General features: G+C 72.4%; 17 protein-coding genes. 12 read left to right on the forward strand and 5 right to left on the reverse strand.

What is annotated here, in order from left to right:
- Positions 1 to 15 precede the first annotated feature (15 nt).
- Together AB0B72_RS14630 and AB0B72_RS14635 are read left to right on the forward strand one after the other, a co-directional pair.
- Positions 16 to 2,964: a DEAD/DEAH box helicase gene (locus tag AB0B72_RS14630; protein ID WP_367739228.1), complete on the forward strand. Its 2,949-nt coding sequence runs from the start codon at positions 16 to 18 to the stop codon at positions 2,962 to 2,964.
- A complete protein-coding gene (locus AB0B72_RS14635) occupies positions 2,964 to 3,836 on the forward strand; it encodes an SWIM zinc finger family protein (protein WP_367739229.1) in 873 nt (290 codons plus the stop codon). The genes AB0B72_RS14630 and AB0B72_RS14635 overlap by 1 nt, the downstream gene beginning before the upstream one ends.
- A gap of 10 nt (positions 3,837 to 3,846) precedes the next feature.
- Here the strand turns inward: AB0B72_RS14635 and AB0B72_RS14640 are convergent, their stop codons facing one another.
- Both AB0B72_RS14640 and AB0B72_RS14645 read right to left on the reverse strand, forming a co-directional pair.
- Positions 3,847 to 3,987 (reverse strand): hypothetical protein, encoded by a 141-nt coding sequence (locus tag AB0B72_RS14640; RefSeq protein WP_367739230.1) that lies wholly within the window; start codon positions 3,985 to 3,987, stop codon positions 3,847 to 3,849.
- Positions 3,988 to 4,042: 55 nt separating this feature from the next.
- Positions 4,043 to 4,813 carry an SDR family oxidoreductase gene (locus AB0B72_RS14645; RefSeq protein ID WP_367739231.1) on the reverse strand — a complete coding sequence of 257 codons (771 nt, stop codon included), beginning with the start codon at positions 4,811 to 4,813 and terminating at the stop codon, positions 4,043 to 4,045.
- A gap of 85 nt (positions 4,814 to 4,898) precedes the next feature.
- Here AB0B72_RS14645 and AB0B72_RS14650 point away from each other — a divergent pair, with 85 nt between their 5' ends.
- The gene (locus tag AB0B72_RS14650) at positions 4,899 to 5,504 is read left to right on the forward strand and encodes a TetR/AcrR family transcriptional regulator (protein WP_367739232.1); all 606 of its coding nucleotides are present in this window, start codon (positions 4,899 to 4,901) and stop codon (positions 5,502 to 5,504) included.
- A 14-nt stretch (positions 5,505 to 5,518) separates the two neighbouring features.
- Here the strand turns inward: AB0B72_RS14650 and AB0B72_RS14655 are convergent, their stop codons facing one another.
- Positions 5,519 to 6,448, reverse strand: a complete 930-nt coding sequence (locus AB0B72_RS14655) for a diacylglycerol kinase family protein (RefSeq protein WP_367739233.1) — start codon at positions 6,446 to 6,448, stop codon at positions 5,519 to 5,521.
- Positions 6,449 to 6,713: 265 nt separating this feature from the next.
- Positions 6,714 to 9,461 (reverse strand): immune inhibitor A domain-containing protein, encoded by a 2,748-nt coding sequence (locus tag AB0B72_RS14660; RefSeq protein WP_367739234.1) that lies wholly within the window; start codon positions 9,459 to 9,461, stop codon positions 6,714 to 6,716.
- 201 nt (positions 9,462 to 9,662) lie between these two features.
- Between AB0B72_RS14660 and AB0B72_RS14665 the strand changes: the two genes are divergently transcribed.
- The 9 genes from AB0B72_RS14665 to AB0B72_RS14705 all read left to right on the forward strand — a co-directional run bounded on the left by AB0B72_RS14665 (position 9,663) and on the right by AB0B72_RS14705 (position 20,621).
- Positions 9,663 to 11,006 (forward strand): FAD-binding oxidoreductase, encoded by a 1,344-nt coding sequence (locus AB0B72_RS14665; RefSeq protein ID WP_367739235.1) that lies wholly within the window; start codon positions 9,663 to 9,665, stop codon positions 11,004 to 11,006.
- A gap of 74 nt (positions 11,007 to 11,080) precedes the next feature.
- The gene (locus tag AB0B72_RS14670; protein ID WP_367739236.1) at positions 11,081 to 12,781 is read left to right on the forward strand and encodes a protein kinase; all 1,701 of its coding nucleotides are present in this window, start codon (positions 11,081 to 11,083) and stop codon (positions 12,779 to 12,781) included.
- A 73-nt stretch (positions 12,782 to 12,854) separates the two neighbouring features.
- The gene (locus AB0B72_RS14675) at positions 12,855 to 14,450 is read left to right on the forward strand and encodes an acyl-CoA carboxylase subunit beta (protein ID WP_367739237.1); all 1,596 of its coding nucleotides are present in this window, start codon (positions 12,855 to 12,857) and stop codon (positions 14,448 to 14,450) included.
- Between the two features lie 5 nt (positions 14,451 to 14,455).
- Positions 14,456 to 16,432, forward strand: a complete 1,977-nt coding sequence (locus AB0B72_RS14680) for a biotin carboxylase N-terminal domain-containing protein (protein WP_367739238.1) — start codon at positions 14,456 to 14,458, stop codon at positions 16,430 to 16,432.
- Positions 16,432 to 17,343, forward strand: a complete 912-nt coding sequence (locus AB0B72_RS14685; RefSeq protein ID WP_367739239.1) for an enoyl-CoA hydratase-related protein — start codon at positions 16,432 to 16,434, stop codon at positions 17,341 to 17,343. The genes AB0B72_RS14680 and AB0B72_RS14685 overlap by 1 nt, the downstream gene beginning before the upstream one ends.
- Entirely contained in the window at positions 17,340 to 19,112 is a 1,773-nt protein-coding gene (locus AB0B72_RS14690) for an acyclic terpene utilization AtuA family protein (RefSeq protein WP_367739240.1), read from the forward strand. Before AB0B72_RS14685 ends, AB0B72_RS14690 begins: the two co-directional genes overlap by 4 nt.
- 44 nt (positions 19,113 to 19,156) lie before the next feature.
- Complete coding sequence (locus AB0B72_RS14695) at positions 19,157 to 19,372, forward strand: hypothetical protein (RefSeq protein WP_367739241.1); 216 nt, start codon at positions 19,157 to 19,159, stop codon at positions 19,370 to 19,372.
- A 68-nt stretch (positions 19,373 to 19,440) separates the two neighbouring features.
- Positions 19,441 to 20,292, forward strand: coding sequence for a helix-turn-helix domain-containing protein (locus tag AB0B72_RS14700; protein ID WP_367739242.1), 852 nt, complete (start codon positions 19,441 to 19,443; stop codon positions 20,290 to 20,292).
- Positions 20,293 to 20,363: 71 nt separating this feature from the next.
- Positions 20,364 to 20,621 carry a hypothetical protein gene (locus AB0B72_RS14705; protein WP_367739243.1) on the forward strand — a complete coding sequence of 86 codons (258 nt, stop codon included), beginning with the start codon at positions 20,364 to 20,366 and terminating at the stop codon, positions 20,619 to 20,621.
- A 24-nt stretch (positions 20,622 to 20,645) separates the two neighbouring features.
- On the opposite strand, the gene AB0B72_RS14710 is transcribed toward AB0B72_RS14705, so the two are convergent.
- Positions 20,646 to 21,062 (reverse strand): ferritin-like domain-containing protein, encoded by a 417-nt coding sequence (locus tag AB0B72_RS14710; RefSeq protein WP_367739244.1) that lies wholly within the window; start codon positions 21,060 to 21,062, stop codon positions 20,646 to 20,648.
- Positions 21,063 to 21,422: the final 360 nt, after the last annotated feature.

The following is a 21,422-nucleotide window of genomic DNA, read 5'->3' on the forward strand; positions in this document are numbered from 1 at the left end:
TTCATCGCGCCGCGAATGGCGCTCACCCTGCTCGACGTCATCGACGAGATCGCGCATCGGCCCGCGGCGGCGTACGAACCGGACGAGTCGTCGGCAGGTGCGGCGACGGCTCCCGCGTCGTCGCTGCGCTACCTGGCGGTCGTCGCCGCCTACGTCCGGGACCTCGTCCGCCGCGGCAGAGTGCTCCCCCAGCTTGTCCCCGAGGCGGGGGGCCACGCGGCCCGGTGGCGGCCTGTCCTCTCCGGGACGGACGCCGCCCGTTTCCGCGACCTCGCCACCGCGATGCCGCCCGTGTGCCGGGCGGGGGGTGCCCGAACGGAAAGTGCCCGAGCGGAAAGCGCCCGGGCTGGGCACGCCGGGGTCGGGGACGCCGGGATCCGGAGTGCCGCCATCGAGAGCGCCGCAGTTGCGGGCGGGGAGCGCGCCTCGGCGGACGTGCTGATGGACGTCGTGGCCGGCCTGGCTGACGCCGCTGTCCGCCAGGCGCTGCCCGAACGCCTCCTGGGCGGCCACCGCCCCGGGGCACGCAGTCCGCTGGCCGACCGCTGGATGGTGGCCCTGACCGCCGAGGACGCCGTCCTCCCCGGCGTGGCTCCCGAGCAGGCGGAAGAGCTCGCCGCCCCTCTCCGGGAGTGGCTCGCCCAGGCGCACCGGTCGGTGGGCCCGTTCCGGGTGTCCTTCCGCCTGACCGAGCCCCCCGCACCCGAGCCCCCCGCACCCGAGCGCCCCGCACCCGAGCGCCCCGCACCCGAGCCCCGTCACGAGTACGAGCCCGCGCGAAGCGGGCACGAGGACAGCGAAACGACCGAGGGCGGGGGGGATCTCTGGCGGGTGGAGTTCGCCGTCCAGTCGACGGACGACCCGAGCCTCTACCTGCCTGCGTCTGTCGTGTGGGCGGGCGAAACCGTCCCCGGGATGCCCGGCAGACCGGAGGAGACCCTGCTCGCCGGCCTCGGTCGCGCGGCCCGGCTGTACCCGAAGGTCGACGAGGCGCTGCGGGAGGCCAGGCCCGCGGGCGTCGAGCTGGACACCACGGGCGCCTTCCACTTCCTCCGTCACGCCGCTCCCCTCCTCCAGGCGGCGGGGTTCGGCGTCCAGCTTCCCGCCTGGGCCGGACGCGCCCGGCTCGGTCTCAAGCTCACCACCCGCTCCCGGAAGGCCGGCCCGGGCGCGGCGTCGGACCAGGGGTTCGGGCTGCAGCAGCTCGTCGACTTCCGCGTCGACCTGGCCGTCGGGGGCGAGACGGTCTCCGAGGAGGAGCTGGCCGAGCTGGCCCGGCTCAAGCTGCCGCTGGTCCAGGTGCGCGGCCGATGGGTCGAGCTGGACGAGCGGCAGCTCAAGGCGGCGCTCAGGGCCGTCGAGGGTCGCCGTTCCGGGCAGATGACGGCCGCCGAGGTCATCCGGGAGGTCGTGCACGGCGGCGACGGGGAGCTGCCGCTGGTGGAGGTGGACGCGGACGGCGCGCTCGGCGACCTGCTGTCCGGCGAGGCCGACCGGCGGCTCACCCCCGTCCGCACACCGGACGGCTTCCACGGCGTGCTGCGGCCGTACCAGGAACGCGGCCTGTCCTGGCTGGCGTTCCTGTCGCGGATCGGGCTGGGCGGGATCCTCGCCGACGACATGGGCCTCGGCAAGACGGCCCAGACGCTGTCCCTGCTGCTTGATGAGAGGTCGGGCGGCGACCGGCCGGCGCCGACGCTGCTGGTGTGCCCGATGTCCCTGCTGAGCAACTGGCAGAAGGAGGCGGCCAGGTTCGCGCCCGCGCTGGAGGTGTACCTGCACCACGGCGCCTCCCGGCTGCGCGGCGACGACCTCGCCGGGCGGACGCGGGAGGCCGACCTGGTTCTCACGACGTACGGCACGGCTCTGCGCGACCGGGAGGCGCTCGCGGCCCTCGACTGGGAGCGGGTCGTCTGCGACGAGGCGCAGGCCATCAAGAACAGCGCGGCGCGGCAGGCGCAGGCCGTGCGGTCGCTCCCCGCGCGGACCCGGCTCGCGCTGACCGGCACGCCGGTGGAGAACCACCTGGCCGAGCTGTGGTCGATCATGGAGTTCTGCAACCCGGGCCTGCTCGGACCGGCGAGGACGTTCCGCGACCGCTACCAGGAGCCGATCGAACGGCACGGCGACGAGGCGGCGACGGCCGCGCTCAAGCGGGCCACCGGGCCGTTCGTGCTCCGGCGGCTGAAGACCGACAAGACGATCATCTCCGATCTGCCCGACAAGCTGGAGATGAAGGTCTGGTGCACGCTCACCCCCGAGCAGGCGAGCCTCTACCAGGCCGTGGTGGAGGACATGCTGGGCCGGATCGCCGCCAGCGAGGGCATCGAGCGGCGGGGCAACGTGCTGGCCGCCATGGCCAAGCTCAAGCAGGTCTGCAACCACCCGGCCCACCTGCTGAAGGACGGCTCCCGCCTCGCCGGGCGCTCGGGCAAGCTGGCCCGCCTGGAGGAGCTCGCCGAGGAAATAGTCGACGAGGGCGACAAGGCCCTGGTCTTCACGCAGTACGCCGAGCTGGGCGCCATGCTCCAGCCGTACCTGGCGGCGCATCTGGATCGGCCGGTCCTGTGGCTCCACGGGGGGCTGCCGAAGGCGCGGCGTGACGCGCTGGTCGAGCGCTTCCAGGGCGACGACGAGCCGATGCTGTTCCTCCTGTCGCTCAAGGCCGCCGGCACCGGCCTGAACCTGACCGCGGCCAGCCATGTGATCCACGTGGACCGCTGGTGGAACCCGGCCGTGGAGGATCAGGCCACGGACCGGGCGTTCCGGATCGGGCAGACGAAGAACGTCCAGGTCAGAAAGTTCATCTGCGCCGGCACGCTGGAAGAGCGGATCGACGAGATGATCGAGCGCAAGAAGGCCCTCGCCGAGAGCGTCGTCGGCGCCGGCGAGGACTGGATCACCGACCTGTCCACCGCGGAGCTGCGTGAGCTGCTGCGCCTGTCGCCGGAGGCGGTGAGCTGATGCCACGCGGGCAGGACGGCTGGTTCGAGGCGGCCCGTCCGATCAGAGTCGAGGGCGGCATCAAGGCCCGTTCGAAGCGGGGCACCATCGGCGAGCGCTGGTGGTCGCGGCGGTTCATCGACACGCTGGAGCGGATCTGCGACCCCGGCAGGCTGAGCCGGGGGCGGGCCTACGCCCGGAAGGGGCAGGTCCTCGACCTCGACGTGGGGCCGGGGCGGGTGGCCGCCCGGGTGCAGGGGTCGCGGCCCGCGCCGTACCGGGCGGTGGTGGAGATCGGCGCCTACGGCGCGGATGAGTGGGAACGCCTGACGGAGGCGCTGGCGGCGCGGGCGCTGTACCGCGCCAAGCTGCTCGCGGGCGAGATGCCGCCGGAGATCGAGGAGGTCTTCGGCGAGTGCGGCCTGCCGCTCTTCCCCGGCGAGCGGGGCCTGGAGATGCGCTGCTCGTGCCCCGACTGGGGGCTTCCCTGCAAGCACTTGTCCGCCGTGCTGTACGTGCTGGCCGAACGGTTCGACGACGATCCGTTCCTGGTGCTGGCCTGGCGGGGGATGACCAGGGACACGCTGCTCGCCCGCCTGCGGGCCGAGGGACCCCTCACCTCCGGCGGCGGTGGTGAGACCGGCGTCGAGGTGGTGGACATGCCGTTCACGGAGCGCCTCGACTCCTTCTACGACCCGGGGGCCTCACTGGCACGACTCCGGGAGCCGGCGTCAGGGGTTCCCGTCCCGCCGGACCTGCTGCTGCGTACGCTCGATCCCCCGCCGGTGAAGGCGCGGCACATCCCGCTGCTCGACCTCCTCAGGCCCGCCTACCGGCGGCTCGCGGAGGCCGCCGCCCCGGAAACCGAGACGGAGCCCACCCCGGAGACCTAGGCACAGCCGATCAGGCTGTTCTCAGCGGCACGCCGTCGTGGTGGGCACCGACGACCACGCCAACCAGGACGGCGGGCTCGTCGAGGTCGTTGCGGCAGCTGTGCGGCACGCCGTTCACGACGCCCATCAGCTCGGCGAACACAGCGCGCAATGCTTCCCCTTGGGCGGGAGACCACGGCGCGGTGCTCCCGCCCAAGGGGGACGACTCACAGCCCGGCCCCTCCCGTCGCGTCGACGACCCGGCCGGTCACCCAGCGCGCGTCGTCGGAGGCGAGGAAGGCCACGATGTCGGCCACATCTTCCGGCTGCCCGACCCGGCCGAGGGCGGCCAGGGATGCCGCATGCGCCTCGGCCTGCGGATTGCCTCGCAGCCAGGCCGCGTTGACATCCGTATCGACGATCCCGGGGGCCACGGAGTTGGCCGTGATGCCCCGTGGACCCAGCTCCTTGGCCAGGTTGAGAGTGAAGGTGTCCAGGGCGCCCTTGGTGGCGCCGTAGGCGATGATCTCCGGCATGGCCAGGCGGGCCGCACCACTGGAGATGTTGATGATCCGGCCTCCGTCACGCAGACGCGACAGCCCCTGCTGCACGATGAAGAACGGCGCGCGCACGTTCACTGCGAAGACCTCGTCGAAGCCGTCCTCGGTCAACGAGGCCAGCGCCGCGCTGCGTCCTATGCCGGCGTTGTTGACGATGATGTCGAGCTTCCCCTCGGGCGCATGATCCTTGCCTGCGGCGTCGAAGGCAGCCCACAGGCGAGCCGCGTCGCCGTGCCGCCCCAGCTCCGCGTGTAGTGCGAAGGCCCGCCCTCCGTTCTTCCGGATACGTTCGACGGTCTCGCTCGCCGCCGTCTCATCGCGGGCGTAGGCGACGCCGACGGCGGCGCCGTCCCGGGCGAGCCGTTCCGCGACAGCCCGGCCGATGCCCCGGCTGCCGCCGGTGACCAGTGCGACCTTGCCCTCAAGTGCTGCTGCCATGGCAGTTGTCCGCCTCCATTTCTTGAGCGATGACTCAAGAATGAATGTAGCACGGGTTATTGAGCGACCGCTCTAAAATGAAGGCATGAGTGGACCAGGCGCGAAGCGAGGACGGCCGCCGGCCTTCGACCGCACGACGGCCCTGGCAGCGGCCACCCGGCTGTTCTGGGAGCACGGCTACGAGGCCACCTCCATCGGCGAGCTGACCCGGGCGATGGGCATCAAACCCGGCAGCCTGTATGCGGCGTTCGGGGACAAGAAGTCCCTGTTCAAAGAGGTCGTCCACACCTACGGACGCTCTCCCGCCGGTGCATTCGTCGGTGCCGCCCTGGAGGAGGAACCCACAGCTCGCGGCGCGTTCCGCCGCATCCTGCGCGAGGCGGCGGCCGTCTACCCCGACCCGTCCCACCCGGCCGGCTGTCTGACTATCAGCGCCGCCACCAACGTCACCGTCCAGGACGCCGAGGTCGCGGCGTTCCTGCGCGACCTGCGCAACGCGAACCTGGCCGCCTTCGAAGCACGTCTGAAGACCGCGCAGCAGCAAGGCGAACTGTCCGCCGCGGCCAACCCCGGCGCCCTGGCCTCGTACTTCGCCGCAGTCATCCAGGGCATGTCACAGCGCGCCCGCGATGGCGCCACGACCACAGAGCTCACGGAAACCGCGGAACTGGCACTGGCCGCCTGGCCTTGATGGGGCAGCTCAGGTCACTGGTCCACGAACTCCTGGGGGACCATCACCCTGACCCCGTTCGGGATCGTCTTGATCACCAGGGGCGTGCGCAGCCGCACCTCACCGTCGATGTCGGCCGCCATGGGAGGGTCGGTCTCCAGCAGCATCTCCTGCGCGGTCACGAACGGCCCGCCGGCCAGGCTGCGCCATCGCCCGGTGGTGGCCCTGACGAGGGTCTCCCCGAGAAGCCTGAGCCGCTTGCCCGAGCCGAGCTGGTAGGCGACAAGCCGGCGGTTGTCGATGCTGACGTCCCTGGCGATCTGCCAGCCGCCGTGGAAGCGGCCGTTGGCGATGTTGAGCTGGTGGGTGAGCAGCTCGTGGCGTTTCCCCTCCACCGTGATGTAGGCCCGGAACGGCCGGTGCCTGGGCAGGATCGTCATCGCGGTCAGCGGGTAGGCCGCCCGGCCGAGTGCCCGCTTCACCCAGGGCCGTACCGTCCCGGCGACCTCGACCGACACCCCGAAGCTCGCCAGGTTGGCGAACGGGCGGTCGCCGCACATCCCGAGGTCGATGTCGGCCACCTTGCCCTCCGCGAGCACCCGGACGGCGCCGGCGAGGTCGAGCGGCAGGCCAAGGCTGCGGGCGAAGTTGTTCGTGGTGCCGAGCGGCAGCACGCCGAGCGCGACGTCGAGCCCGGCGACGTGCCTGATCGAGCTGCTCAGGGTGCCGTCGCCGCCGCCGACGATCAACAGGTCCGGCTTCTCCGCCAGCGCCCGGTCCACCAGGTCGCGCAGCTTGGCCGGGTCGGTCACCGGGTGGACGCCGGTGAACCGGAAGCCCTGGGCGTCGAGCAGCCGGAGCACCTCCGGGTAGAGGCGCCGGCCCCGCCGGGATTTGGTGTTCACCACCAGGGCCGCTCTCCGATGCTCGTGGACAGCCGCCGTATGATCCGCCTTGCTCCGCACGGATCACATGCTAGGCGGGGCCGGGCGGTTCCGCGCATCGACGCCTTTCGCCCACAGCGCCCGCCGTCCCGCCGCCACCCCGCCGCCACCCCGCCGCCGTCCCGCCGCGCAGCCCTGAGCGGCCCCGGCAGCACGCCAAAGACCACCGGAACGTCCATCGTCACGCGGGTCGATCCTGGAACACCCCTGGGACGGCCACGGAACGCGCGTGCCCGGCGGCCCGTGAGGGGCCGCCGGGCACGCATCCCGGTGGAACGGTGTGGTGTTACTTCTTCGGCGGCGTCACCTGGACGATCACGCCGAGGTTGCCGGGCAGCGGGCTGATCAGCTTCAGCACGGTGCCGAGCTGCTTGCCCTCGTCACCCGGGTTGCCGGTGCCGAGGACGGCGCCGCCGATGTCGGTGCCGTAGAGCTCCGTCGCCGGGCTGCCGTCGGCGTGGACAGCCCTGGTGCTGTACTGCTGGTTGTCCTTCGACGGGACGACCGTCGAGGCGTCACGCAGCCGGTAGAACAGGTTCCCGTCCCTGACCTCGATGCCGGGGTACCAGCCCTTGGCGTCGGTGAACGTGGTCACCGCGGGCTGCTTGGCGAACGAGGTGCAGTACTCCGTGAACGGCTCACCCTCCAGGCACTCCTTGAACGGGTAGGTGCCGGCGAAGTTGAAGGCCGCGTTGGACGACTGCGGGCGGGACGGCAGGTTCTTCAGCGTGGTCGGGTCCTTCGCCGCCGCCGTGCCCGTACGGCGCAGCGGGTCGAAGTGCGAGTCCACGATGAGGAGCTCACCCTTCGGCCCGACGGACGGCAGGTCGAAGGTGTCGCCCGCGACGTTGTTGTTGGTGCGTGAGGTGTCGCGGTACCAGACCAGCAGGCCGGGGGCGTTGTACTTGATCTTCTCGACCTTCCAGGCGCCGTCGCGCAGGTAGGTCGTGTCGTAGGCGTACTGCAGGCCCTTGTCGAACCCGTCGAAGTTACGCCACTCGGCGAGGTAGTACTGCGCGGCCTGCGACTGGCCGGGGTGGATGACCCATCCGGCGCCGCTCGTGTCGGTGAAGGTGCCGGTGGTGGCGGTCCAGCCGTTGGCCCCGCCCTCGACGTCGTCGCTCCAGACCGTCGTGGTGCCGCTGGTCACCGAGAAGTCGTCGTTGAACCACCCGCGCTCCACGCCGGCGGCGTCGGTGGCGTAGCGCAGCCGGACCTGGACGGACTTGCCGGCGAACGGCGTGAGGTCGGCGTACAGGTGCACCCAGCCGCCGCTCTCGCCGGTGAGGCCGTACTTGAGGCCTCCGTAGTCGTGCAGGCGGCCGTTGGGGTCCTCGTAGTCGTCGCCGGTGCTGGCGAGGGTGCCGTCCTCCTTGTAGATCTTCTGGTCGGTCCAGGTGGCGCCGCCGTCCGTGGAGACCTCGAAGAAGCCGTAGTCCCAGTCCGCCTCGATGCTCCAGTCGCTCCACCACTGGAACTTCGGCTGGGTCGCGGGCACGGCGACGGTACGGGTGAGGCGGGTGTCGGCCCAGTCCTGGTCGCTGTTCGACCACCACAGGTTGGAGCCGCTGTGCGGGGTGGACATCACGACGTGCTTGTCCGGCAGGTTGATGCGCAGGCCGTCCTCGGTGCCCTTGGGCGTGCGCGAGGTCTGGCCCACCGCGACGAGCTTGCTGGCGTCACCCGGGTTGACGATCTTCGGGTTGGCCCAGCCGAGGACCCACTTGTCCCACAGGCCCATGTGGGTCGGCAGCGACTGGAAGATCGGCCCGGAGTGCGAGCCGCTGGACATGAGGTCCCAGAAGTCCACGTCCGAGTCGCCGTTGCCGGAGGTGTCGTACAGGTCCGGCAGGCCGAGGTCGTGGCCGTACTCGTGGGCGAAGACGCCGACGCCGGCGTCCTCGGGCTGGAGGATGTAGTTCGAGATCTTCACGCTCGTGCCGGGGACGGTGTACCCGCCGGTCACGTCGCTGGAGTGGGCCCAGAGGGCGAACGTCCCCTCGTTGCCGCCGCCGCCCGACTTGTCCTCGCCGGCGTGGATCAGCACGAGGTGGTCGACGACGCCGTCCGGCTCGTCGAAGTTGCCGTCGCCGTCGGCGTCGGCGACGTCCTCCTTGTCGTAGTCCGCCCACGGGAACGACGGGTTGGCCGCCGCGAGGGCGTTGACCGCGTCGATCGGGAGCTGGGCGGCGCCGCTCGGGTTGTCGGGGTGGCCCGCCATCTCCTGCGGGTAGGTGCCGCACTTGCCGGCGCCGTACCACGCCTCGGAGTGCGGGACCTTGATCCACCCGACCGCTTCGCCGGTGACGGTGTAGGCGCCCTTCGACAGCTCCTCGTACATGTTCTTCATGGTGGAGCCGGAGATGTCGATGCCCTTCTTGCCGTCCCGGGGGTCGGTCAGGTCCGGGCGGACCCGGGTCGTGATCCCCTTGGAGGTGTAGAGCATGTTGTTGTAGTGGGCCGTGTTGAAGTCCGGCACCCACATCGAGTTGTTGTCCTTGCCGCCGCCTGCCGCGGTGGCGGGGTTCTCGATGTGGTTGTGCAGCGGGCCGTTCAGCTTGGTGCCGGCCGGCTCGGTCACGCAGTCGGTGACGTCGTCGATCGTCTTCGGGTGCGACCAGCCGGAGAAGTCGTCGTTCGCCTGGTCGTTGAACTCCACCAGCAGCGTGAGGAGCTTGGCCGTCTTGGTGGTCTTCGCCTTCTTGTAGATGAAATCGAAGGGGTTCTTCCCCGTCCTGAGGGCCTGCTTCTCGTGCTTGACCAGCACGCGGGCCGCGACGGGGTTGCCGCTGGCGAACTTATGGTCGATCGACTCGGCGAGGGCCGCGGTGCGCCTGGCCGCCTTCGAGGGAACCTTCTCCTCGATGGTCGAGGTGTCGCTCTGCACGCGCGGGGGCGCGAAGTTGATGTAGTGGTCCGAGGCGGACGGCTGGTAGCCGGCCGTCGGAGTGGCCGCGCCCGCAGCCGCAAGACCTGCTGCCGCCAGGCCCAGCGCGGGCACGATCGCGGTGAGGCGCCGCATTCTTCTGGACAACGAGGATCCCTTCCCGTCCGGGTTCACCGGACAACCCACATGCAGCGCGCGCCGGGATGAGCACGCACAGCCGGACTTTAGGCGACCGGGTAAAGGGAAGGTAAAGTGACGCCAATGATGGTTGTCAAAACGTGATCTGCACCTAAATGATCCAATAATCCGGTTACCCCCCGGACGGGTTCCGTGCCGTAAAGTCCAATCGTGAACAGCCCTCTCGTGACCGAACTACTCGCCACGCTGCCGGAGGGACGACTCCTTACCGACCCGGACGTCACGGAGTCGTACGCCAGGGACCGCACGTTCCTCGCGCCGGGCAAGCCGGTCGGCGTCGTCCTCGCCCGGTCGCGCGACGACGTGGTCGCCACGATGCGCGCGGCGACCGAGCACCGGGTGCCCGTGGTCCCGCGCGGGGCGGGCACCGGTCTCGCCGGCGGGGCCACCGCCACCGATGGCTGCCTGATCCTCTCCCTCGCCCAGATGACGGCGATCCGCGAGCTGTCCCCGCAAGACGAGATCGCCGTCGCGGAGCCGGGCGTCATCACCGCCGACCTGGACCGCGCGGCCCGCGAGCACGGGCTGATGTACGCGCCCGACCCGTCGTCGTACGAGATCTCGACGATCGGCGGCAACCTGGCGACCAACGCGGGCGGGCTGCGCTGTGTGAAGTACGGCGTGACCCGCGACTCGGCGCTCGGGCTGGAGGTCGTGCTGGCCGACGGGCGGGTGCTGGACACCGGCAGGCGGACGATGAAGGGCGTGACCGGCTACGACCTCACCGGCCTGTTCGTCGGCTCGGAGGGGACGCTCGGGATCATCACGGCCGCCACGCTCCGCCTGCGCCGGGCGCCCAGCGAGGTCGCCACGGTCGCCGCGGAGTTCTCCTCCCTGGTCGACGCCGCGGCCGCCGTGTCCGCGATCATCGCGGCCGGCTGCCAGCCGTCGCTGCTGGAGCTGATGGACCGCACGACGCTGCAGGCCATCGACGAGTGGAAGAACATCGGGCTGGAGCCGGGCACCCGGGCGATGCTCATCGCGCAGTCGGAGGGCTCGCCGGACGCCATGGCCGCCCTGTGCGGCGCGGCCTCGTTCGTCGCGGTGTCGTCGACGCCGGAGGAGGCGGCCGAGCTGATCGGCGTCCGGCGGCTGGCCTACCAGGCCAAGGAGCGGCTCGGGCAGTGCCTGGTGGAGGACGTCTGCGTGCCCAGATCCGCGCTGCCCCGCATGATCGCCACCATCGAGGAGGTGGCGGCGCGGCACGGGGTGATGATCGCGACCGTCGCCCACGCGGGGGACGGCAACCTGCACCCGGTGTTCATCTTCGAGCGCGGCCTCGCGGAGCCGCCGCCGGCGGTCTGGGCCGCCGCCGACGAGGTGTTCCGGGCGGCCCTGGCCCTCGGGGGGACGCTGACCGGCGAGCACGGCGTGGGCCTGCTCAAGAAGCGCTGGCTCGGCCTGGAGGCGGGGCCGTTGGCGACCGAGCTGCACCACGGCATCAAGCAGGTCTTCGACCCGCTGGGCATCCTCAATCCCGGCAAAGCCATCTGACCGGATCCGTTACGCCACGCCGGCGCTGCTAACGTCTCTCCCCTAATGTCGCGTTCTTTGGCACCGGGGTAAAAGTGGCGTTGCAGGCAGGCGATCCGGTCGCACTCGGCCCGTTCGAGCTGGTGGACCGGCTCGGCGAGGGGGGCCAGGGCGTGGTCTACCTCGGCCGGGGACCGGCGGGCGAGCAGGTGGCGGTGAAGCTGCTGCACACCCGGCTCGCCAGTGAGCCCGAGGCGAGGCAGCGGTTCCTCCGCGAGGTCGCGCTCGCGCGCCGGGTGGCGCGTTTCTGCACGGCCCCCGTCCTCCACGCCGACCTCGCCGGCAACCAGCCGTACATCGTCAGCGAGTACGTCCCCGGGCCGTCGCTGCGGCAGCTCGTGGAACGGGAGGGCCCGCGCCGGGGCGCCGCGCTGGAACGGCTCGCCATCAGCACGGCGACCGCCCTCGCCGCCATCCACCGGGCCGGGATCACGCACCGCGACTTCAAGCCGGCGAACGTGCTGATGGGCCCCGAGGGTCCCGTCGTCATCGACTTCGGGGTGGCCCGCGCGCTGGACTCGCCTCAGGCCACCGCCACGGGAGCGACCCTGGGCACCCCCGCCTACCTCGCGCCGGAGCTGCTGTCGGGGGGTGAGGCCACCGGGGCCGCCGACGTGTTCGCGTGGGGCGTCACGATGGTGTTCGCCGCGACGGGCAGGCCCGCCTTCGGGGCCGACACGATCCCCTCGGTGATCACCCGCATCCTGAACAGCGAGCCGGACCTCGGCACGCTGGCCCCGCCTCTCAGGGACTTCATCGCCGCGTGCCTGTCGAAGGACCCTGCCCTGCGTCCCACCGCCGAGGAGGTGGTCGGCCGGCTCACCGGCGGGCCGACAGTCCCGGTACAGGTACAGATGCAGGCGCCGCCGGCGCACCACCCCGGCCCGTCCCACAACGCCCCCGCGCCCGCTACATCGCAGCCCGCCACGTCACAGCCCGGCGCGCCCCGGTCCGGCAGACCACAGCCCGGCAGGGCCCGGCCCGGCGTACGGCGGCCGGGCCGGCGGCGGACCGCGATCCTCGCGGGGGTGGGGGCCGGGATCCTGGTGCCCGTCCTGGCGGTGACCGCCGTGTTCGCCGCGCGGCAGGCGGGCGACGGCGGGACATCGGCGGCCGCCGGGGCCGCCTCTCCGGCAATGCCCCCGGCCGGATCGGGCGGGCAACCGGAGGTCCTCCCCATCGGATCGGGCGGGGCGTCGCCGTCCCCCTCGGCGAACCGCCACCGTCCGGACGCCGTCCCCCCGACGGGCAGGGCATCGCAGCGGCCCGAGCCGAGCACGCGATCCGGCTCCACGCCTCCGGCGACGCCTCACGCGAGCCCGGCGGCCACCCGCACGCCGGCCCGCACGCCCACCCCCGCGCCGAGCCCCAAGCCGACGGCCACGCGTTCCCCTTCCCCCGCGCCCGTCCCGAACCCGTTCACGGCGGCGGGCGTGTGCGGGCCGGGCTTCGCCGTCGTCGGCTCGCACTCCTTCGGCGGCCGGGCGACGACGTACCTGCTCTACCAGGCCTCCACCGGGAAGAACTGCGTCGTCACGCTGTCGAGGTACAAGGTCCCGGGGAAGGTCAGGATGGGCGCGGTCCTGAAGGTCAAGGGCGGGGCGTCCGGCGCCGACTGGGGCAGGTACACCGCCTATGCGGGACCGCTCAGGCTCACCGCCAAGGGCACCTGCGTGATGTGGGGCGGCGGGTACGGCACGGCGACCTGGAGCAGCGCGTGGTCCCACTGCGGCTGACCCCCGGCCTCTTTGACGCGGGCGGCGCCGACCCCACAAGATCTACTCGTGCGGAACAGGGCCGGGTGAAGCGATGACGGTGCTCGTGAGCAGGCTGGACGTCTCGGGGCCCGAGTACGGCTCCCGCCGGGAGGCCATGCTGGCCAAGATCGCCGAGCTGGAGGCCGAGCAGGCCAGGGCCGTGGCCGGCGGCGGGCCGAAGTACGTCGAGCGGCACAGGGGCCGGGGCAAGCTCCTCGCCCGCGAGCGGATCGAGCTGCTGGTCGACCCCGACTCGCCGTTCCTGGAGCTGTCCCCGCTGGCCGCGTGGGGGACGGAGTTCCCCGTGGGCGCGAGCGTGGTGACCGGGATCGGCGTCATCGAGGGCGTCGAATGCGTCATCACGGCCAGCGACCCCACCGTGCGGGGCGGCGCGTCCAACCCCTGGACGCTGCGCAAGACCCTGCGGGCCGCCGAGATCGCGCTGCGCAACCGCATGCCGCTGATCAACCTGGTCGAGTCGGGCGGCGCGGACCTGGCCACGCAGAAGGAGATCTTCATCCCGGGCGGGCAGGTCTTCCGCGACCTGACCCGGCTGTCGGCCGCCGGCATCCCGACGATCGCGCTGGTCTTCGGCAACTCGACCGCGGGCGGGGCGTACGTGCCCGGCATGAGCGACCACGTGGTCATGGTCAGGGAGCGGGCCAAGGTGTTCCTCGGCGGGCCGCCCCTGGTGAAGATGGCCACCGGCGAGGAGTCCGACGACGAGTCGCTGGGCGGCGCGGAGATGCACGCCCGCGTCTCCGGCCTGGCCGACCACCTCGCCGCCGACGAGCACGACGCGCTGCGCATCGGCCGCCGGATCGTACGGAGGCTCAACTGGCGCAGGGCCGTCCCCTCTCCCGCTCCGGGCCCCGCGCCCCTGTACGACGCCGGCGAGCTGCTTGGCGTCGTCCCCGAGGACCTGAAGGTGCCGTTCGACCCCCGGGAGGTCATCGCCCGGGTGGTGGACGGCAGCGACTTCGACGAGTTCAAGCCGCTCTACGGGGCGAGCCTGGTCACCGGGTGGGCCGCCGTGCACGGCCACCCGATCGGCGTCCTCGCCAACGCGCGGGGCGTGCTGTTCGGCGAGGAGGCCCAGAAGGCCGCCCAGTTCATCCAGCTCGCGAACCAGTCGCGCACCCCGCTCGTCTTCCTGCAGAACACCACCGGCTACATGGTCGGCAAGGACTACGAGCAGGGCGGGATCATCAAGCACGGCGCCCTGATGATCAACGCGGTGTCCAACTCGACGGTCCCGCACATCACGATCGTCATGGGCGCCTCCTACGGCGCGGGCAACTACGGCATGTGCGGCCGGGCCTACGACCCCCGGTTCCTGTTCACCTGGCCCAGCGCCAAGTCGGCCGTCATGGGGCCCGCCCAGCTCGCCGGCGTAATGTCCATCGTCGGCCGGGCCGCCGCCCAGGCACGCGGGCAGGACTACGACGAAGCGGCCGACGCGGCCATGCGCCAGGCCGTCGAGGCGCAGGTCGAGGCCGAGTCTCTGGCGTTCTTCCTGTCCGGAAGGCTCTACGACGACGGGGTGATCGACCCCAGGGACACCCGTACCGTGCTCGGCCTGTGCCTTTCCGCCGCCGGCAACGCGCCGGCGCCCGAGCCCGCCGGCTACGGCGTCTTCCGGATGTGAGCCGCATGATCTCGACGTTGCTGGTGGCCAACCGCGGGGAGATCGCCCGGAGGGTGTTCCGCACGTGCCGGGAGCTCGGCATCGCGACCGTCGCGGTCTTCTCCGACGCCGACGCGGGCTCGCCGCACGTGGCCGAAGCCGACCACGCCGTACGGCTCGGCCCCCCGCTGGCGTACCTGGACCCGGAGCGGATCGTCGAGGCGGCCCGGCGGGCGGGGGCCGACGCGGTGCACCCCGGTTACGGCTTCCTGTCGGAGAACGCCGCGTTCGCCCGGGCGGTCCTGGACGCGGGGCTGACCTGGATCGGCCCCTCCCCCGAGGCGATCGCCGCGATGGGCTCCAAGATCGAGGCGAAGGCGCTGATGACGGAGGCGGGGGTGCCGGTCCTGCCGACCCACCCGGTCACCGCCGGGCTCCATCCCGTCACCGGCGAGCTCCCCCCGGTCGCCGACGAGTTGCCGCCCGAGCTGGACGGCCCGCTGCTGATCAAGGCCTCGGCCGGGGGCGGCGGACGCGGGATGCGGGTGGTCCGCGACCCGGCGGAGCTCGCCGAGGCCGCCGACTCCGCCCGGCGGGAGGCGCTGTCGGCCTTCGGCGACGGGACGCTGTTCGCCGAGCCGCTGCTGGAGGGCGCCCGCCACATCGAGGTGCAGATCCTCGCCGACACCCACGACACGGTGTGGACGCTGGGCGAGCGGGAGTGCTCCATCCAGCGCCGGCACCAGAAGGTGATCGAGGAGGCCCCGTCCCCCGCCGTCGGCCCGGAGCTGCGCCGGGAGCTGTGCGAGGCGGCCGTCAGGGCCGCGCGTGCCATCGGGTACGTGGGCGCGGGGACCGTCGAGTTCCTCCTCGCCGGGGACCGCTTCTACTTCCTGGAGATGAACACCCGCCTGCAGGTCGAGCACCCGGTCACCGAGTGCGTTTACGGCGTCGACCTGGTGCGGCTGCAGATCGAGGTCGCCGAGGGCGCGCGGCTCGCCGCGCTGCCGCCGAGCCCCGTCGGCCACGCGATCGAGGCCCGCCTGTACGCGGAGGACCGGGAGGGCCGGCCGCAGAGCGGAGTGGTGCACCTCTTCGAGGTGCCCGGCGTGGACGGCGAGTTCGGGCTCGGCTACCGGCTGCGGCTCGACTCCGGCGTGATCTCCGGGAGCGAGGTCGGCGTCCACTACGACCCCATGCTGGCCAAGGTGGTCTCGTACGGCCAGACCCGGGCGGAGGCGGCCAGGCGGCTGGCCGGCGCGCTCGCCCGGGCGCGGATCCACGGCCCGGCCACCAACAGGGATCAGCTCGTCGGCGTGCTGCGGCATCCGGAGTTCCTGTCCGGCGCGCTCGACACCGGCTTCCTCGACCGGCATCCGCAGACCGTGCCGCTCGCCGGCGAGCGGGCCGTACGGCTGTCGGCCCTGGCGGCGGCGCTCGCCGGAGCCGCCGCGAACCGGGCCGCCGCGCCGGTCCTCGCCGGGCTGCCCAGCGGCTGGCGCAACGTCCCGTCCCAGCCGCGGCGGGCCGCGTTCGGCACCGAGGACGGCGAACGGCTGGAGATCGCCTACCGGCACACCCGGGAGGGGCTGCGCGCCGAGGGCTTCGACGGCGTGACGCTGGTCGCGGACGCCCCCGGCCTCGTCGTGCTGGAGGAAGAGGGCCTGCGCCACGAGTTCACCGTCGCCGCCTACCCGGGAGGGGCCGTGCACGTGGACTCCCCGCTCGGCCCGGTCCGGCTCACGCCGGTCGACCCGCTGCCCGAGCCGGCCGAGGAGGTCGCTCCGGGCTCGTTGCTGGCCCCCATGCCGGGTACGGTCCTGCGTGTCGACGTCGGGCCGGGCGACACGGTGGCCGCCGGGCAGCCCGTCCTCGTGCTGGAGGCGATGAAGATGGAGCATCGGATCGTGGCCCCCGTCCCGGGCACGGTGTCCGCGCTGAACGCGGCGCCCGGGCTGCGGGTCGAGGCGGGAGTGGTGCTCGCCGTCATCGAGGAGCGGTGATGGCACCGCTCCCCGGAACCCCCGGAACCCCCGCCCCCGGACGGACTCCGGACAGCACCGCGTCACAGACCGCGCCAGGGGCCGCGGAGCCGCTCGTGCGCCGGGAGGCGTCCGGCGGCGTGGCCACGATCACGCTCGACTCGCCGCACAACCGGAACGCGCTGTCGGCGCGGCTGCTCGGCGAGCTCGACGCCGCGTTGACCTGGGCCCTGGCGGAGCGGGACGTACGGGTGATCGTGCTGACCGCGACCGGGCCGGTGTTCTGCTCGGGGGCGGACCTGAAGGAGCAGCGGAGCGGGCAGGCGCCGGTCACCGCGTCGTTCCCCGACATCATGAGCCTCATCTGGGAGAGCCCCAAGCCGGTGATCTGCCGGCTGAACGGCACGGCCCGCGCGGGCGGGCTCGGCCTGGTCGCCGCGTGCGACTTCGCCGTCGCCCCCGACACCGCGTCGTTCGCCTTCACCGAGGTGCGGCTGGGGGTGGTCCCGGCGATGATCTCGGTGACGTGCCTGCGGCGCCTCGATCCCCGGGCGGCCGCGGAGTACTTCCTGACCGGCGAGGTCTTCACCGCGCGGCGGGCCGTGGAGATCGGGCTGCTCACCCGGGCCGTGCCCGAGGAGGACCTGGACACGACCGTCGCCCACTACACCGGCATGCTGATGCGCGGCGGCCCGGAGGCGCTGGCGATCACCAAGCGGCTGGTCCGCGAGGTGCCGCTCATGCCGGTCGACGAGGGCTTCCGCACGATGGCGGAGCTGTCGGCCGAGCGGTTCACCTCGGCGGAGGGACAGGAGGGCATCCGCGCGTTCGCCGAGAAGCGGCCCGCCGCGTGGGTTCCCGCTCCGGCCCCGGAGGGCAGCGGTCCGGCTTCCGCGGACGCCGGTCCCGCCGGGCCGGACGGCGCGCGATGACGCTGCGTGTCGCCAACTGCGGCGGCTTCTACGGCGACCGGCTGTCGGCGGCGCGGGAGATGGTCGAGGGCGGCCCGATCGACGTGCTGACCGGTGATTGGCTCGCCGAGCTCACGATGATGATCCTGGCAGGCGCCCGGCTCAAGGGGCGCCCCGGTTATGCCACCACGTTCCTCGACCAGATGGAGCAGGTGCTCGGCACCTGCCTCGACCGCGGGATCAAGGTCGTGTCCAACGCGGGCGGCCTCGACCCGGAGGGCTGCGCGGAGGCGGTCACCGCCCTCGCCGCGCGTCTCGGGCTTCGCGCGACCGTCGCCCACGTGACCGGCGACGACCTCATGCCGTTGACCGGCCCGGTCGTGCACGCCGGCACCGGCGAGACGCTGACCGCCGCACCGCTCACCGCCAACGCCTACCTCGGCGGGCGGCCGATCGCCGCCGCGCTCGCCGAGGGGGCGGACGTCGTGGTCACCGGGCGCGTCACGGACGCCGCGCTGGTCACCGGGCCGGGCATGTGGCGGTACGGCTGGCGGCCGGAGGACCTCGACGCGCTGGCCGGGTCGGTGGTCGCCGGGCACGTCATCGAGTGCGGCTGCCAGGCGACCGGCGGCAACTTCGCGTTCTTCGAAGAGGTGCCGGACCTCGCCCACTGCGGCTTCCCGATCGCCGAGCTCCACGCGGACGGGTCGAGCGTCATCACCAAGCATCCCGGCACGGGCGGCCTCGTGTCCGTCGAGACGGTCACGGCCCAGCTCCTGTACGAGATCGACTCGCCGCGCTATCTCGGGCCTGACGTGACCGCCCGGTTCGACACGATCCGCCTGGAGCAGGAGGGCCCCGACCGGGTGCGGATATCCGGCGTGCGCGGGGAGTCCCCGCCGCCGGCGCTGAAGGTGGCGGTCAACCACCTCGGCGGCTACCGCAACACGATGACGCTCGTGCTCACCGGCCTGGACGTCGCGGCCAAGGCGAGGGTGGCGGAGGAGGCGATCTGGGCCAGGGTCCCCAAGGAGTCGTTCGAGCGGACCCACGTGGAGCTCGTCCCGCTCTCCCCCGGCGGCGCGTACGGCACGGCGGCCGGGAGCGACACGGGTGGCGGAGAAGGGACAGGGGCCGGCGACGGCACGGGCACGGCCCTGCTGCGGATCACTGTCATGGACGCCGACAGGCGGCGGGCCGGCCGCGCGTTCTCGTCGGCGGTCGTGGAGACCGGGCTCGCCTCCTACCCCGGATTCCACGGGCTGGCGCCGCCCGGTGACGCCTCCCCCTACGGCGTCTACTGGCCCTCGCTCGTCGACGCGGGAGCCGTACACCCCGCGGTGACGATCGAGGGCAGGCGGATCGAGGTGCCGCACGCCCCGCACGGCGGCGTCACCCTCCCCGGGCCGCGGCCGGACGTCCCCGCCTTCGAGGGCGACCTGGACGGCTGGGAGAGCGGCTCAAACGGCGGCCGGATGGCGCCGCTCGGCACGGTGGCGGGGGCCCGTTCGGGCGACAAGGGCGGCGACGCCAACCTCGGCGTCTGGGCGCGCACGCCGGGCCGGTACGCCTGGCTCGCCGCGTTCCTCACCGCCGATCGGCTGCGGGAGCTTCTCCCGGAGACCGGCGCCCTGCCGATCGAGCGGTACGAACTGCCCAACCTGCGCGCGCTCAACTTCGTGATCCGCGGGCTCCTCGGCCGGGGGGTGGCCGCCAGCCCCCTCCTCGACGCCCAGGCCAAGGCCCTCGGGGAGCGACTCCGGGCGATATCCGTCCCGATCCCCCCGTAACGCCCCTACAATTGCGCGCAATTGCCTCAATGGGGGAGAAGGACATGAGACTCCGGTTCCTCGGCTCCACCTCGGAGGCGGGCGCCTGCCCCTCTCTCTACGAGACCGACCGCGGCACGATCGTCGTCCAGGGCCTGGAGGTCGTCGACGGCGAGGCGCGGGCCGACCTGCTGCACGTGCTCGACGGCGAGACGGCCGTCGAAGTCCCCCGGGAGTTGCTCCTGGAAATCGCCCGGCGCGTGCTGGTTGATCACGATTAGGGACTTCCCTATGGCTTGATCCTCCGGCCCAGGTCTACTTTTGACCGCACCACGGCCGGGAGGTGTGAGTGAGCGGTTTCCAGCAGGCGCGCGTCGATCTGGGAGCCCGGCTGCGCCAGTTGCGGGAGGACGCCCACCTGTCCGGCAAGGACCTCGCCGAGCGGCTCCGCTGGCAGCCCTCGAAGGTCTCCCGCATCGAGAACGCCCGGCAGACCGCCACCGAGGACGACGTGGTGGCGTGGGGGCAGGCCGTGGAGGCCGACCCCGAGACGATGGAGACGCTGATCCAGTCGGCGGCCGCACTGGTGGACCGCCACGACTCCTGGCGGCAACGGCACAAGAGCGGGCTGAGCGGCCTGCAGGAGGACGTCAGGGAACTGGAGGCGAGCACCCGGCTGTTCCGGGTGTTCGAGCCCGGCGTGGTGATCGGCCTGCTGCAGACGGCGGAGTACTCCCGGCACATCTTCGCCAAGGTCCGCCGGCTCTACCAGACGACCGACGACGTCGACGCCGCCATCCGCGTGCGCATGCAGCGCCAGGAGATCCTCTACGACCAGGCGCGGCGTTTCCGGTTCGTCATGCCGGAGTCGGTCCTGCGCTACCGGCTGGCGCCCCCGGACGTGATGCGCGGCCAGCTCGACCGGCTCCTCGCGGTGACCACGCTGCCGAACGTGGAGTTCGGCATCCTGCCGTTCGAGGCCCCGCTCCCGGCGGCGTTGATGAACGCGTTCTGGATCTACAACGACTCCCTCGTGGGCGTGGCGACCAGGACGAGGGACCTGCTCCTGCGCGACCCGGAGGACATCGCCTTCTACGCCCAGGCGTTCGAGGAGTTCTGCGAGGTGGCGGCATTCCGGGACGCCGCGAGGACGCTGATCGTCCGCGCCCTCGACGACTACACATCACAATCGCCAGGCTGATCGGTGCAATTGCTTGAACATCGCCCGCGCGGCGTGCAATTCTTGGCTCCCTGAACGGGAGGTGACGGGCGTTGGTCGACACGGTAACCGGCATCCAGGAGTTCGCCTCCGCTGTGAGCGCTCACATGGACCTGTCGGTCCGGGTGCTCGGTGGCGCGCCCCCGCGGGTGCAGGTGCGCAACCGCTTCAGCGACACCCTGTGCGAGACGGTGACCTGTTCCGAGAGCGGGGCGTTCATCACGTCGTGGGGCTATCGGCTGGGCACGGTGGAGGGCGTCAAGGACGCCGCCGCCCGGCTGGCGTACCTGCTCGCCGCCCTCCCCGCCTAGGTCGCCCCCGCGCCAGGCCCTCGATCACCTGCCCAGGATCGTCTGCAGGTCCATGACGTGATCCTGCGTCTGCTGGAGCAGCGGGCGCAGCGCCTCGGCCACGTCGCTCAGGCCCAGCTCGCCCGCCTGCTCGACCCGCTCCCGGTAGCGCCGCAGCTGCTCCTGCTCCAGCTCCAGGTCGAGCTCCAGGGCCTGGGCGCTGCCGGTGGCCTCGGGAATCTCGGGCACCCGGACGCTGGGCACCCCGCCGAGGAAGTCGATCTGCTCGGCGAGCGTGCTGGCGTGGGTCAGCTCCTGCCCCAGGTGCTCCTTCAGCTCCGCGATGACCGACAGGTACTCCGCGCCCTTGATCGTGGCCGCGTGCTGGACGTACTGCACGATCGAGCGGTACTCGCTCTCCAGGTCCTCGTTGAGGAGCGCGATGAAGGCCTGCTTGTCCATATCCGATCACCCTTTCGTCACAGGAGGTTCGTGCCGGGAGGCTCCTCCTGTACCCGGCCGGCGGCCCGCCGAACGCGCCCGGCCGGTCTCGTGGACGGCGGTGCCGGCGTGCCGCGGGTACGGCCGTCCGCGTACCCGGCCGGGGTCCACCTTCACCCTGCGGCTCCCGCCTGACCTGGTGGCGCCGATATGAGGCCTGGCCACGTGGCACGCTCGTTCTCGCGTCCAGGGTCACGTCGGTGAGACGCTCCAATCACCCCGCCGGAAAGACGGCTCACGTCGTCGACGTCGCACACGTTGGCCTCTGACGGGGAACCGCGGGCAGGCAGCGACGTTTGCTGCGCTCAGCCCGCCATGTCT

Origin of the sequence: Microbispora sp. NPDC049125 (genome assembly GCF_040802045.1) — a bacterium.
Classification (GTDB): domain Bacteria; phylum Actinomycetota; class Actinomycetes; order Streptosporangiales; family Streptosporangiaceae; genus Microbispora.

What these genes read in the sequence shown, in the direction of transcription:
- AB0B72_RS14630 (WP_367739228.1), top strand. Translation starts at nt 16, where the DNA reads ATGGCGCTCACCCTGCTCGACGTCATCGACGAGATCGCGCATCGGCCC.
- AB0B72_RS14635 (WP_367739229.1), top strand. Translation starts at nt 2,964, where the DNA reads ATGCCACGCGGGCAGGACGGCTGGTTCGAGGCGGCCCGTCCGATCAGA.
- AB0B72_RS14645 (WP_367739231.1), bottom strand. Translation starts at nt 4,813, where the DNA reads ATGGCAGCAGCACTTGAGGGCAAGGTCGCACTGGTCACCGGCGGCAGC.
- AB0B72_RS14650 (WP_367739232.1), top strand. Translation starts at nt 4,899, where the DNA reads ATGAGTGGACCAGGCGCGAAGCGAGGACGGCCGCCGGCCTTCGACCGC.
- AB0B72_RS14675 (WP_367739237.1), top strand. Translation starts at nt 12,855, where the DNA reads ATGACGGTGCTCGTGAGCAGGCTGGACGTCTCGGGGCCCGAGTACGGC.
- AB0B72_RS14680 (WP_367739238.1), top strand. Translation starts at nt 14,456, where the DNA reads ATGATCTCGACGTTGCTGGTGGCCAACCGCGGGGAGATCGCCCGGAGG.
- AB0B72_RS14685 (WP_367739239.1), top strand. Translation starts at nt 16,432, where the DNA reads ATGGCACCGCTCCCCGGAACCCCCGGAACCCCCGCCCCCGGACGGACT.
- AB0B72_RS14690 (WP_367739240.1), top strand. Translation starts at nt 17,340, where the DNA reads ATGACGCTGCGTGTCGCCAACTGCGGCGGCTTCTACGGCGACCGGCTG.
- AB0B72_RS14695 (WP_367739241.1), top strand. Translation starts at nt 19,157, where the DNA reads ATGAGACTCCGGTTCCTCGGCTCCACCTCGGAGGCGGGCGCCTGCCCC.
- AB0B72_RS14710 (WP_367739244.1), bottom strand. Translation starts at nt 21,062, where the DNA reads ATGGACAAGCAGGCCTTCATCGCGCTCCTCAACGAGGACCTGGAGAGC.